The following is a 12,708-nucleotide window of genomic DNA, read 5'->3' on the forward strand; positions in this document are numbered from 1 at the left end:
CGGAGGGCCGGGCGCGAGGGGAGGTAGGTGGCCCACGGGCGTGACTGTCAGTCGTGGCCCGTATCCTCAGGGACCATGCTCGAAGACCGCACGCTCGCCGCGTCCGCAGACTCCTGGCCGACCGCCTACCCGTCGAGGTACGCGGTCGTCGACGTGGAGACCACAGGGCTGTCCAAGGACGACCGGATCATCTCCGCCGCGGTCTACCGTCTCGACGCCCGCGGCGAGGTCGAGGACCACTGGTACACGCTGGTGAACCCGCAGCGCGACCCGGGCCCGGTGTGGATCCACGGCCTGACGAGCGACCAGCTCGCCGGCGCCCCGCTCTTCGCGGACATCGCCGAGGAGTTCGGCGAGCGCCTGCGCGACCGCGTCCTCGTCGCGCACAACGCGGTCTTCGACTGGTCCATGATCGCCAGGGAGTACGCGCGCGCGGAGCGCACCGCGCCGGTCCGCCAGCGCCTGTGCACCATCGCGCTCTCCAAGGAGCTCGGCCTGCCGCTGCCCAACCACAAGCTGGAGTCGCTCGCCGCGCACTTCGGCGTGGTCCAGCGGCACGCGCACCACGCCCTGGACGACGCGCGCGTCCTCGCCGAGGCGTTCCGCCCGAGCCTGCGCGCGGCCGCGAGCGACGGCGTGCGGCTGCCGCTCCTGGAGTGCCGCCCGCTGACCGAGTGGGCCGACGGCGCGGCCCGCATCGGCCGCCAGGCCACCGGCTCCCCGGCGTCCGAGTCCGCGTACCGCGCGCAGAGTTGGCGCGCCTCCCGCAAGCGCCCCGCCTGCCCCTACCCGAACCCGGGGCGGTACGAGCCGGGCGAGCCCCTCAAGCAGGGCATGCGCGTCGCCTTCTCCGGCGACACCTCCGTGGACCGCGAGCTCCTGGAGGACCGCGCCTTCGACGCGGGCCTGCACATCGCGACGAGCGTGTCCCGGCTCACGAGCCTGCTCGTCACGAACGACCCGGACTCGGGCACGTCCAAGACGACGAAGGCGCGGTCGTTCGGCACCCCGGTCATCGACGAGGCGGCCTTCGGCCAGCTCCTCCAGGACGTGGCCCCGGCCGACGGCACGGCCGCGGGCGCCGCCCGCCGCGCTCAGCCCCCGGCGTCAGACGGGTGATTGCCGGGCGACTCGCCCGCCCGCCGCTCGCCCCGCACCGCCGCCGGGTCCCACCCTGTGGCGCATGGCACGTTGCGAGGTCTGCGGAAACGACTACGGCATGTCCTTCGAAGTCCACGCCCAGGGCGCGGTACTCCTGTTTGACTGAGTTGGCTACTCGGCCATACAGTCGCCCTCGTTCGAGCTATCGCGCATCTGTGCGCGCCAGAGAGGGGGGCCTCATGCTGGCCAAGCCCGTCGGCGGCTACTGCCGCATCTCCGATGCAGACCTAGCGGACATACGCAGGGCCGTGAAAGCCGGGACGCTCACGCCCGAGGAAGCCGCCGAGGAGGAGCGCAAGGGCGTCCTACGCCAGCGCGAGGACATCGAAGGCCTCTCCGGAGGCGTGCCGGTCAGGTGGTACGAGGACAACAACCTAAGCGCCTTCAAGCGCAACGTGAAGCGTCCAGACTTTGAGCGGATGGTCAAGGACCTCAAGGCTGGTCGAATCTCGGGGATCCTCGCCTACGACATCGATCGCGTGTACCGGCAGCCACGTGACCTTGAACGGGTCATCGACATCTACGAGGTCTCGAAGGAATCGCTGATCTTCAAGACGCTCTCAGGCCAGAACTTCGACCTCACCGCCTCCGACGGACGATTCTCGGCACGCCTGTTCGTGAACATCGCCAACAAGTCCTCAGAAGACACGCGGCGACGGGTAGTTCGCGCAAACGTCGCCAAGGCTAAGAAGGGGAAGTCTCACGCGTCAGGCCAGGTCTTCGGCTGGCTGGAAGACGACCCAAGCAAGCTGGACGCGCAGACTGCATCGATTCGACGACAAGCAGTAGAGAAGTACATCGCAGGTGATCGCGTGGCCACAGTCATGAAGTGGCTCGCATCAGAGAATGTGATCAATCAGGCCACAGGAAAGCACTTCACCTGGGGCGGCACCAAGGCCATGATCCTCGCCCCCCGCAACTGGGGCATCCGCACATACAACGACGATCTGATCTATGACGATAATGGGGAGATCGTCATGGGTGACTGGGAAGCGCTGTTCCAGAACCTCGAAACCTGGCACCAGATTCAAGCCCTAAAGGGCCGTGATGCCAAGGGAACCGGCGAGTCAAACGTGAGCTACTTGCTGACCTCCATCGCGCGGTGCGGTCGATGCGGAGGAAGCCTCAAAGGGCACCCCAAGTGGGCGAAAGGCAAACGCACGTCGGGCTACAACTACAACTGTAATAAGCAGCGACCGGAGCAATGCGGGTCTCTCTCCATCAATGGCCCTCAGTTGGATGAGATGATCCAGAACTTCGTATGGGCGCAGGTAATCAAGGCCAGCAAGCAGAAGAGGACGCTGGAGCCACCCGAGCCGTGGGCCAGGGAATCCGAGCTAAAAGACGTTGAAGAACAGATGGATGAGCTTCAGGCGCTCTGGGAAGCCAAGAAGGTGCGTGCGGGCTCGTACGTGACGGCGCTCGACGACCTAAAGGCCCAGAAGAACGAGCTTTTGGCTGACCGCGCCGTCCACGTGATCCCGTCGGGGACTCGGGCTATCTCTCAAGAGCTGCTTGCCAAGGGTTGGGAAGGCCTCTCAATCGAGCGCCAACGGCTCATCGTCCGCAAGGTTCTGCGGGCCGTCATCGTGTACCCGGCAAAAAGCCGGGGTGGACGGTTCGATCCGAGTCGTGTTGAGCCCGTGTTTCACTGAGTGTCCTAACAGCACCAACGGCCCCTGTCTCATGACAGGGGCCGTTGTGTTAGCCGATAGAACCGCTTGCGCTCCCCACCTTGTCGACGATGCCCACCCGCCCCTCCGCGCGCGAGCAGTGCGCCCCGCAGTACCAGTGCCCGTCGGCCTCGACGCCCTGGCCGATGATGCGGCACCGGCAGTGCTCGCAGATCGGCGCCATGCGGTGGATGGCGCAGGAGAAGCAGTCGAAGACGTGGCGAGCACCATCCTTGGTCTCTACGGTGAATGACAGCTCATAATCATTCCCGCACACTTCGCAATGAGTCATATGCGGAATCGTTAGGGGGCGGGTCACGACAGGCAAGCTGCCCTCACACTCGCGCAAAGAATTCCACCCGGTCGGCGTAGCAAACCGAAGATCGTCACTGCTTCGGCTTCAGGTCCATTAGCTCAAGGATCTCGTCTACTTCTTCATCAGTCAGGGGCGGGGCTTGGGCCAGCCACTTAACGAGCCACTCCTCACACGACACAGCGCAACACCCCTGCGGCCGCCCCTCCGTCACGCACCGTCGTAGCCGCGGAAAAGCACCTCCCAGAGATCGGATGCGATCTCGTCTGTGACTGCCTGGCTCAGACCGGCGCCTTTCGCCGCCCGAGCCACCTCCCCAATCAGTCCCAGACGCTTGATGGTCACCCGCTTGAAGTGCTCCAAAGCGACGTCATCCAGGCCATCCTTAAGATCCCGCACCATCTCAGCAAATTGGTCCTCGTCCATGCCCCTCCTCAGTGTTTGCTGTCTACGTGCTTCCAAGTGCGGTTCGGATTACAGGCGTCATAGATGGTCCACTTACTGACGCCATACCTTCTTGCCAGTGAGTCCACCGATTCGCCATCTGAGCGCAGAGATCGAATAGCAGCAACCTCATCGTCCGCGAGCTTTGAACCGGGGTGCGCGCTTCCACGAACCCTCGTCCCATGCGCGTCCGTGTCGGCCATGTTCTCTTGCTGTGTCGCCCACCTCAGATTCTCAACGCGGTTGTTTGCCGGGTTTCCGTCATTGTGAGCAACTATCGGCTTCCTATCCGGGTTGGGGATGAAGGTTGAGGCAACCAACCGATGCACGAGAAACAGCCGGTTAGCCCCATCGCGTTTGATTCGAATCTGTAGGTGTCCGTGCTTCATGCGGGTTGGCTTTAGGATTCTCGGTTGCGGACGAGGCTTGAGCCCCTGCCTGGTTGGCATAACCCAACTCCTCACCTTGCCGCGCGTCGACACCTGATAGGAGCCTTCACAACCTGGCACCCATTCCCACAACTCGCCTATCAGTGTTTAGACTCCCCCGTCTCAAGCACGGAGCCCCAGCTTCGGTCACCGATTTCTGCATCAGCCGGGATCAAGAGGCCCTTGTATGTGAACTCCATAATCCGAGCAGCCTTCTCAGCCAACCCCTCAGCACGCTCCTCCGGGAAACTGAATACGATCTCGTCATGAATCACGAGTCGCATCCAGGGAGTGAATCCAGCTTCGTGGAGCTTGATGACTGCTCGGGCCATGATGTCGCGACAGCTTGATTGGATCCGGTAATTCATGGCTGCGTATGGCCGCTTAGGGTCCGTGAGGATCCGTCGACCGGTGACGGTGTAGATGAAGCCGTCCTTACGCGCCTCCTGCGTGCACTGGTCTGAGAGTCGCCTCGTAGCCGGATAGGTCGCCCAGAATCCACGTACGGCCTTCTTGGCGTCTCCCTCGCCGATATCCCATTGCTCGCTTACGGCCCGCCAGCCACCCCCAAAGCACACCGTGTAGTTGGTGCCCTTACCGGCTTTGCGCTTCGGGTGGTGCGTCTCGCCCTCCGGTATCGGTCCGAATGCCGCCGCGGCCGTGATGTCGTGCAGATCCTCGCCTTGCTTGTAGGCCTGCAACATCCGTCGATCGCCGGAGTCTGCGGCGAGGAACATCAACTCCATGGAGGCGTAATCGACGGTGACCGTCACATGCCCCTCTTCCGCAAGAAAGGAATGACGCACGTAGCCCGTCCCCGCAGGAAGCGTCTGAGCGGCTATCGCCCCCGTAACCGTCATCCGCGCCGATCTGGCTTGGCACGAATTGATGGTTACGTGTACCCGACCATTCTTGTCCCGGCCTTTTAGAGCAGCCTCAAACCACGTCGTCCGCTTCTTATGCGCGGCCTTCGCCTTGATGATTGCCTCGGAGAGCGGGTGATCGATCCCCTTCAGAACCGAGTCATCCATAGACCATTGGCCTTCGGGGTGGTTCTTACTCGGCTTCGTACGCTTGGTCAGCTTGAAGCCCAGGCCGGTGAAGGCCTCGACGAGCTGAGGCGTAGACCCAATGCTGTCGACACCATACTGAGCCGCGACAGCCTTCCAATCAGCCTCCTCCTTGGTCAGCTCATCGATTCGTTGCCGGGTGTACTCCTCATCGACGAGGTAGCCAGTCCGCTCCATCTGGTACGTGACCCAGTGAAGTCGGTGCTCCCATCCGATAAGGCCTTGCCGTCTCGAACGAGCCGGAATCTTCGGGAGCAGGATGTTCAGCAGCCGGAAGGCGAATACCGGATCCATGCCTGCGTAGAGCGAAAACTCATCATCGAACAACTCGACAACGGACCAGATTTCCGTCTTCTTGACCTTGTACCGGCGAGCGATCTCGGTCATGGACTTCTTGACCTTCTCGCCCGTCTCCGCACAGATGTAGTGCGGTACAAGCTCTTCGAGCTTGAGCCCAGGTCCACCTTCTTTGCGGGCACGGGAATCGACGAGATGGGCGAGGGTCTTCGTGCAGAAAGTCTTGCGTACGAGCACTTCCGCGGAGATTCCGAAACAGGACTCCAATACGTGGATGTCGAAGCCGCGGTTGTGGGCTGCTAGCCGCTCCGCCTTGTGCACGGCCCAGGTGACAGCATCGACGTACGGAGCCCCCAACTCGACGGGTATGACCCACGCTTCGTCGGCGTTGCCGAACTGGACGAGGCGGCAGCGGAAGCCGTCTCCGGCGTTCCACCAGTCGAGCCCTGTCGTCTCGGTGTCGAAGCCCATCACGGGGTTACTGCTGACGAACTCGTAGAAACCGGCGAGGTCTTGCTCAGTCTGGACGACGTTGATGCGGATACGCTGCCGCTTGAGGGTGTAGGTGATGACCTTCAGATAGCCCCCTCTCATGAGAAAGGGGGCCGAGAATCCCGGCCCCCCACCTCAATCAACAATCAAGCTACTTGACCCACTGAATGAAGTCGCATCCGGCCGGGTCTCGATAATCAGCAACCTTCTTGGCGCACTTGTAGGCGCGGTTCGGCTGGCCGGGGTTGTATCGGGACTGTCCCCACTCTGTGTAGGCCGATGGCGCACCGCACTTGCACGGCGGCCCTGGAGGCGCGCTCTGGGCCTGGGGAGCCGCCACAACGCGGCCGTTCTCGAACGTCTTGGGTGTGACTGCGGCCGGGGCCGCTCCGCCAGCGGCGTGTGTCTCTCGCATCTTGGTCGCCGCCGCGGACACCGCCTGAATCACCTGGTACTCCGCGAGGGCCTTCACCAACTCGACCACGCTCCGGGCTGCCTCAGCAGCGGTCCAGCCGTACACACGAGGCGTGAGCCATTCGGCCTCGAACCCTGCGGCGGCCTTGAGGGTGATGCCGATTTCGAATGGGCGCTGCGCCGAGGTCTCCGTAGGCGAGGCTGGGGCGTCTCCGGCCTCCTTCGGCTTGGCGTTGTCGGTCTCGCCCCACGGGGAGGGGCCATCGAACGGGCTCTGATACGTCAAACTGGTCTCCTTCTATCGACTACGTATGTCTCGGTTCATTTGTCGGGCCAATGCGTCAACCGCCCTATTCGCCGCCCTGCGCTCCGAGTCGTCTGCCGGAGGCAGACCGTAGACGTAGCGGCGCATCAGTACTTCTCGCGTGGCCTTGGGGAGCTTGTTGATGGCGTTGGTGGCGTCCATGCGGGCGCTCACCACGTTGTCAGTGATCCGGCACTTCAGCAGGTCATCCTTCTTGCCCAGGGATGCGGACAGTTCGGAATCGGTGTAGACGAAGGTTTCCAGAATCGCGCGAGCCTCAGGCGGCGTGTAGTAGTACCGGTCATCCTCAACATCCCGTGCGTCTCGCACCTTTGAGGCGTACTGCTTAGCGGCTGTGCGCGAGAACTTCCAGAGGAATTCCTCCGTATAGTTCTCCTCAATCAAAGGACGACGCTCATACGCATGCAACAGAATCTCTTGCTTCACGTCGTCTTTCTCAACGATGGGCCAGGAGGCGGCTGTTGAGCGGGCTACCTTGTCAGCGATCGAGGCTACCCATGCCCAGTCGATGACGATCACCGGCCGCTCCTGCTGACGAATCGGCCATTAGCAGCTCGGGCAACGCGGCCGTACGACTCGCCCTCGACGATGAACGAGCCGTCGGCCGCGATGTCGATGCACTGCGGGGCGACCTGAACGTCATCGACGTACAGGATTCCGAAGCCCGTTTGCCAGTTGGCGACGCCACCAGGGCCTAGGTATGAGGCCTTGGAGGGCGCCATGAGGTGGCCGACCTCCATCCCCCAGCGGACAGTTCGCTTGCCGCCCTCGTAGCCCGTCCCGGCCCGCACGACGCCGAGCCGATGTGTGTGCCCCATGATCACGTTGACCCCGGCCTTGAGTGCGTGCCGTAGAGCTGTGCGACCTGCCTCCTGGCTGAGGCCCTTCACCTCGTGGCCGTGCAGGAGCACGGTGTCAGGGCCCACCTGATGGAAGGGCGGCACGAGGCTCACGCTGAAGCCGTCGAAATCCAAGAGCTTGGCAAAGTGGAAGTCGATGGCGTACTCCGCCAGTGCCGGGGCCTTCGAGGAGAGGTAGACCCGCGGTCTCAGGTCGTGATTGCCCTCCAGGATCCCGAACGGGCCGTCGTAGACGCTCCTGATGGGGTCGAGGAATACCCGCTTCGTCGCCTCGGAGTCGGCCTTTACGCGCTGTTCGTACTCTCGGCGTGTGCCCTCACTCCACCTCGACGGCGTGGGGTAATCGCAGAGGTCACCGATCTGGTACAGCTCGTCAGGCTGGTAACTGCCAATGAACTCAACTACGTTCTTCAGATACCGTGGATCGTGATACGGAATCTGAGTGTCGCTGATGACTACGATTCGCTTCAAGCATCCTCCCCTGTGGTTTGCCGATAGGCCTCTCCCCATGACACGCCGTCATCCTGAAGACCCTGAACGCTGACGAACGTATTGGTAGCGGAAATCGAAATATCATCGAAGAATTGGAGTAGCGGCACGGCTGCACCCTCACCCTCATATCGCGCGATATCTTCCAGAGAGATCCCAAGCCGATGAAGGACGGCGCCCACCAGACATCCCGGCTCGCTCGGGTCGCCGTCTTCAGTCGAGTGCACGTAGAAGCAGGAATACGTTTCGCCACCCGGCATGTGCTCCGGCTTGGCGTAGATCCGATCCGGGGACTCCTTCACCACACTGCGCAGCGCCTCAAGAAGTCGCTCATCTGTTTCGCTCAATGGCCGATCCTTTCCAACAGGGCCGCTCGGCCCGATTTGAGGAATGTCGCGTTACTATCCAGATCTCCCGGCATGGTGATGACCCGGGAATTCGGGAGGTCGGCAGCGATGCTGTCCATGAACGTCAGGCCGGGGCCGTCCTCGGCGATGAGGTAGACGGTGCGGTAGCCGCGGAGCGGCCCTGTCCAGTAGGCCGCCCATGTCCCGGTGCCGGGCGCTGCCACTGCGGGCACGCCCACCAGGGCCCACGTCATGGCGTCCAGCTCGCCCTCAACGACGACCATCGTGGGCGTCGGCTCGATCAAGGCCTGCGTGTTGAACAGCCGCGGTAGGTCGCCCGGCAGCGTCAGGTACTTGCCGTGGCCCTGGTGCTGCTCCTTCTCGGCCTGGAGGACCAGGAGGCCGCCGTCAGGGGCTCGTACGCACTCATCGGCGATACAGCGGTACCGGACGGTCGCAACCCCGTCTTCGCCCCCTGCGGGCCTCAGGTACGGGATGGCGAGGTATCCCCGGTACCGCTCATGACCAGGTATCGCCGAACCGACGTAGCCGAGGCCGAACTGGTCGGCTGCCTCTCCGAGCCCCCTCGCCTTGATGTATTCCTCTGCCGGGCTCCCCCGGTACTGCTCGTGATACGTCCGGGCTGCCAAATCCGAGCCCGGCACGTGCGCGTTCTTGGGCGTCAGCGAAACGAACCCCCTCCTCCCGCATGATTACGTCGTAGCTGTCTTCGCTGAGGTTGCAGGCAAAGCAATTCCAGCGATTCTTATCGAGGTCGACAGACGCAGATGGATTCGAGTCCAGATGTGACGGGAGGGGGCAAGCAATTTTCACCCGCCCCCTCGTTGCCGTCAGCGTGAGCCCGTAGTAGTGGGCTAGGACTCTAGCGATCGGTGGTTTTGATGACCTGTCGTCTGCCATCAGGCCCGACCTTGTATGTCGTCACCGGGAAGTCGTACTTGCGGTACGAGTTGATCCAGGTGGCGCGGTCACCACGCCAACGCCTCGTGTGGGATCCCCTACTCATCTGTTCGTCGCTGGCCATTAGAAGGACATTCCCGTGACAAACTTCCGCGCCTCAGAGAATCGAAGGGTGCCCGTGAGGAGATGGGTCGGGTCCCCTTCCTGCGGGTAAAACGAGGGAACTACTTCGTCCAGAGTCTTACGGATCGCGTCAACGTGCTTTCGAGGGCTGCGCTGCACCGATCCGCCCACTCGGCCCAGAACTGCGCGCAGAACCGCCACCTCTTCCATGGTGAGCGTCAGAGCTACGCCCTCGACTTCCTCAAGCTTCATCACAGTCGTACGCTTAGCGTCAGCCATTTGATTCTCCTTCAGGCGTGTATCTCGGCTCGCCCAGGGCTTCCCAGGCGGGATATTGCTCTAGGTAGTCCGCTGCTCGACGCAGAACATCGGCACGGTCCCGCGCTCCGCGAGCTAGGAGAGTCCCATTGCAGCGGGCACAAAGGAGGCCTCGCACTGCATTCGTCTTGTGGCAGTGATCGACGGCGAGATTGGTTCGCCGAGTCTCCCGGCAGATAGCGCAGCGGCCACCTTGGAACTTCAGGATCTGCTCGTAGTCGTCAGCAGACAGACCGTAGGTCTTTCGGACTCGCGCATTGCGGGCAGATGATCGCCGACTCGCCTTTCGGCAATTGAGGCAGACTCGGCCCCGCGGAGTGTAGAACCGCTCCGCTCGGTTCTTACCGCACTTGGTGCACTTTCGGTATCCCTTACGGGCAGGGGCCACTAGGCCGCCAGCCGGACGCGGTACTCAGCCTGGAGCTGGGCCCGCTCCTCCTGGCTCGCGTCCACATGCATCCACAGGGCGAAGACGGGAAGAGCAACCGGCTCGCATCCTGGCCGCACGACTACAGCCGTCTTGACGCCTCCGCTGGCAGCCCCGATGAGCAATCGTCCGAGCTTCCACACATTCAGCTTGCGGGGGTCTCCGACTCGGACAACGAGGGCCAACCCGCTCGTGTCCACGTCTGACAGGTCGATGCCCGGAAACCGGGATTCCAAGTGAAAACCAAACTCCCGCTCGACTACAAATCCCCCACTGACCATGCTTCGCATCTGCGTCATGCCGCCCCTCCCTGGGCTGTCCTTCAGCTGATCGAATCGAACTCGAAACCGCCGTCTAGCTCCTCCAGGCGCAAATTGCTGCTGTTGAGCCGGAAGCTTGCAAATGTCCTGCCGCTCGGATCTGCGAAGCCCTCACGATTCTTCACTGGAGAGATGTTCAGAATCCGCCCTCCAACCCCGTCATCCTCCTTGTGCATTGTCAAGATGAGAGATGGAACCCGTGAGACTTTCCCTTTCACTCCACTTAGCGGGATCGGGCTCGTGCCGTCAGAATGTTCCCCCGTGGTGTGGTGCATCCCTAGCACATGTGCATTCGTCGATCGAGCCATATCCGACAGGTACTCGCAAAGCGCTTCCAGCCCGAATGTGTAACTCTCAGCGTCTCGCACATTGCCGTAGTCAACATTCGTAACGTTGTCGACGCATATCAAGTGGGCTGAGGTACCCAGTACCTCCAGGTAGCCGAGAAGGTCAAGCTCCATGGATTTTGGTGTCGGCTGTGCGTCGTAATTCATACGGATCCACCACCGCTTTCCCAACTTCCCCTCGAAGAGCGAGTTGCGCCCAGCGGCCAGCGCGGCCTTAATCTCCCTCACGTCCGCCCCGGTGATGATGGCCGCGGCCCTGGAAATCTGCGTTGCTGCGCTGGAGTCGGCCGAGAAGTACAGGACTGGCATACCGCCCCGCATCGCCAGGTTCGCGGCCAGCAGCGACTTACCTGTACCAGGCCCCGCCACCACGAGCGAGAATTCGCCCCGCCGAAACTCGACCTCCAAGCGACTCAACGACTTGAACGGGTGCGGGATCGGCTCGCCCCCGGCCCCCTTGATGTCTGCCGACTGGAACAGTGTGAACACTACTCACCCCCGTCTTCGAAACACAAGTTTTTGGATAAAAAAATAGGCCCCTCAGGGCTCGCTTAGATCGAAATACACCGCTCACCGTCTCGCATAGTTGCATGCATGTGATACATCACAGAACCTGCAATGAAAGCCGGGCCGCGCCGGGAACTCCCCCGCCTTTATCCCTCGATCCAACTCAGCGTAGGCGCTCCCAACCGCCTCCTCTGTCGCATGTGACAGGTCGACCCTCCGGGACAGTCTCCCCGTCTTGGCCATATACCAATCCCCACCGTTGGTTTCTACCCCCAGAGCCTTTCTGACCAAGACAGCATATGTTTCTAGCTGAAACTTCGAGCGAGAGCTACCCGTCTTTAGATCCCGAATTCTCGCTGAACCGTCGGCCTCCACAATGAGCTGATCAATAATCCCCCTAACCTTCACGCCACAGATTTCATGTGCCAAATCCAGCTCAACGCCAGGCGCCCCATCGGCCCCCTGCCATATCCGAGGCCCCTGCCCCCGAGACCACTGGACATAGCTTTCCGTCTGCTTCAGGCCAAGACGATATCGGTTTTCGATATCTGCACCACCAGGGGGGCCAGCAGTCATCCACCGATCTAGGTTGGGTTCCTTATTCAAAGCCGATTTCGTGAGTCTGGAGTACTCGCGCCCAAAGACCTCTTGCACCTCGCGAGCTGATGATTTACGCCCACCCAGCTCGAAGGCCTCGATAGCAGAATGGAACGCGCTTCCTTGATGGGACCAGGCCGCCGGTCGGGGTTCAACTCGAACCACTCGCCGAAGACGGTACTGCTCCGGGCATTTCAGGTACTGCTCTGCCTGACTCGGAGACCTCGGAATGTCGAATACATCTGCATGGCCTGTCATACCCCTCCGTGTGATCTTTATCAGCAAACTGATGCCACCGTATACACAGTGAATGACTTAGAGCGCAACAGCCCGGGGTGAGGTCGTTCGAATGTGGCAGCGTGAACAATCCTATTCCGCCATGGTCTACCGGTGCCTCCGCCGGTGATCGCCTGAGCCGCCCCTTCATCTTCGTGCGGCATGCCGTCGCCTGCCACCAACATGTAATAGACGCCCCCCTGTCGAGTTGTCACCTGATTTACGAGCAGTGCGTCAGAGGCATACACCTCACACACTTCTGCGACCCCCGCGGACCGAACCTCAGCCAGCCCGGCACCTGACTTCGGCGCACTTCTGCCCCCGCCCCTAGCCATCCCCACACCCACGTTCGCTCACCGCCGCGCGTTCGCGCGCTCCAGCAAATCAAGGCCCCCATCTCGCTGCCTGAACTGCCCGGAGATCCGATGGTTCTCCGGGCAGGGATCTCTAGATGTTGATGTCGCCCATGGCGCTCCGCGCGCCTAGCTCCGTAGCCCCAGAGTCCGCCGTGGACGACTCGGACGTTTGCGCCGACCCGCCTCCCCCTGCGGAGTCTTCA

The 12,708-nt window shown here is 62.1% G+C and carries 15 protein-coding genes; 2 read left to right on the plus strand and 13 right to left on the minus strand.

Annotated features, from left to right (window positions below):
* Positions 1-75: 75 nt before the first annotated feature.
* Positions 76-1,119: a DEDDh family exonuclease gene (locus C9F11_RS10095; protein ID WP_138958946.1), complete on the plus strand. Its 1,044-nt coding sequence runs from the start codon at positions 76-78 to the stop codon at positions 1,117-1,119.
* Between the two features lie 221 nt (positions 1,120-1,340).
* Entirely contained in the window at positions 1,341-2,816 is a 1,476-nt protein-coding gene (locus tag C9F11_RS10100) for a recombinase family protein (RefSeq protein WP_138958947.1), read from the plus strand.
* A 49-nt stretch (positions 2,817-2,865) separates the two neighbouring features.
* Here the strand turns inward: C9F11_RS10100 and C9F11_RS10105 are convergent, their stop codons facing one another.
* The 13 genes from C9F11_RS10105 to C9F11_RS10175 form a co-directional block, all read right to left on the minus strand.
* On the minus strand, positions 2,866-3,126 hold the full coding sequence (locus C9F11_RS10105) for a hypothetical protein (RefSeq protein ID WP_138958948.1): 261 nt from the start codon (positions 3,124-3,126) through the stop codon (positions 2,866-2,868).
* 231 nt (positions 3,127-3,357) lie between these two features.
* Positions 3,358-3,573, minus strand: a complete 216-nt coding sequence (locus C9F11_RS10110) for a hypothetical protein (protein WP_138958949.1) — start codon at positions 3,571-3,573, stop codon at positions 3,358-3,360.
* 547 nt (positions 3,574-4,120) lie between these two features.
* On the minus strand, positions 4,121-5,980 hold the full coding sequence (locus tag C9F11_RS10120) for a DNA polymerase (RefSeq protein ID WP_249401670.1): 1,860 nt from the start codon (positions 5,978-5,980) through the stop codon (positions 4,121-4,123).
* Between the two features lie 49 nt (positions 5,981-6,029).
* Entirely contained in the window at positions 6,030-6,578 is a 549-nt protein-coding gene (locus C9F11_RS10125) for a hypothetical protein (RefSeq protein WP_138958951.1), read from the minus strand.
* A 12-nt stretch (positions 6,579-6,590) separates the two neighbouring features.
* Positions 6,591-7,136, minus strand: a complete 546-nt coding sequence (locus tag C9F11_RS10130; RefSeq protein ID WP_138958952.1) for a hypothetical protein — start codon at positions 7,134-7,136, stop codon at positions 6,591-6,593.
* Positions 7,133-7,948 carry a metallophosphoesterase gene (locus C9F11_RS10135; protein WP_171075687.1) on the minus strand — a complete coding sequence of 272 codons (816 nt, stop codon included), beginning with the start codon at positions 7,946-7,948 and terminating at the stop codon, positions 7,133-7,135. Before C9F11_RS10135 ends, C9F11_RS10130 begins: the two co-directional genes overlap by 4 nt.
* Positions 7,945-8,313, minus strand: a complete 369-nt coding sequence (locus tag C9F11_RS10140) for a hypothetical protein (RefSeq protein ID WP_138958954.1) — start codon at positions 8,311-8,313, stop codon at positions 7,945-7,947. The genes C9F11_RS10135 and C9F11_RS10140 overlap by 4 nt, the downstream gene beginning before the upstream one ends.
* The gene (locus C9F11_RS10145) at positions 8,310-8,978 is read right to left on the minus strand and encodes a toprim domain-containing protein (protein ID WP_138958955.1); all 669 of its coding nucleotides are present in this window, start codon (positions 8,976-8,978) and stop codon (positions 8,310-8,312) included. Before C9F11_RS10145 ends, C9F11_RS10140 begins: the two co-directional genes overlap by 4 nt.
* Before the next feature lie 379 nt (positions 8,979-9,357).
* Positions 9,358-9,636 (minus strand): hypothetical protein, encoded by a 279-nt coding sequence (locus C9F11_RS10155; RefSeq protein ID WP_138958957.1) that lies wholly within the window; start codon positions 9,634-9,636, stop codon positions 9,358-9,360.
* Positions 9,629-10,063, minus strand: coding sequence for an endonuclease VII domain-containing protein (locus tag C9F11_RS10160; protein ID WP_138958958.1), 435 nt, complete (start codon positions 10,061-10,063; stop codon positions 9,629-9,631). The genes C9F11_RS10155 and C9F11_RS10160 overlap by 8 nt, the downstream gene beginning before the upstream one ends.
* Positions 10,063-10,401, minus strand: coding sequence for a hypothetical protein (locus tag C9F11_RS10165; RefSeq protein WP_138958959.1), 339 nt, complete (start codon positions 10,399-10,401; stop codon positions 10,063-10,065). The genes C9F11_RS10160 and C9F11_RS10165 overlap by 1 nt, the downstream gene beginning before the upstream one ends.
* Positions 10,402-10,424: 23 nt before the next feature.
* Entirely contained in the window at positions 10,425-11,258 is an 834-nt protein-coding gene (locus C9F11_RS10170; RefSeq protein ID WP_138958960.1) for an AAA family ATPase, read from the minus strand.
* Between the two features lie 81 nt (positions 11,259-11,339).
* Complete coding sequence (locus C9F11_RS10175; RefSeq protein ID WP_138966306.1) at positions 11,340-12,131, minus strand: PD-(D/E)XK nuclease family protein; 792 nt, start codon at positions 12,129-12,131, stop codon at positions 11,340-11,342.
* Positions 12,132-12,708: the final 577 nt, after the last annotated feature.

The sequence above is a fragment of the Streptomyces sp. YIM 121038 genome (genome assembly GCF_006088715.1).
Taxonomy (GTDB): Bacteria; Actinomycetota; Actinomycetes; order Streptomycetales; family Streptomycetaceae; genus Streptomyces.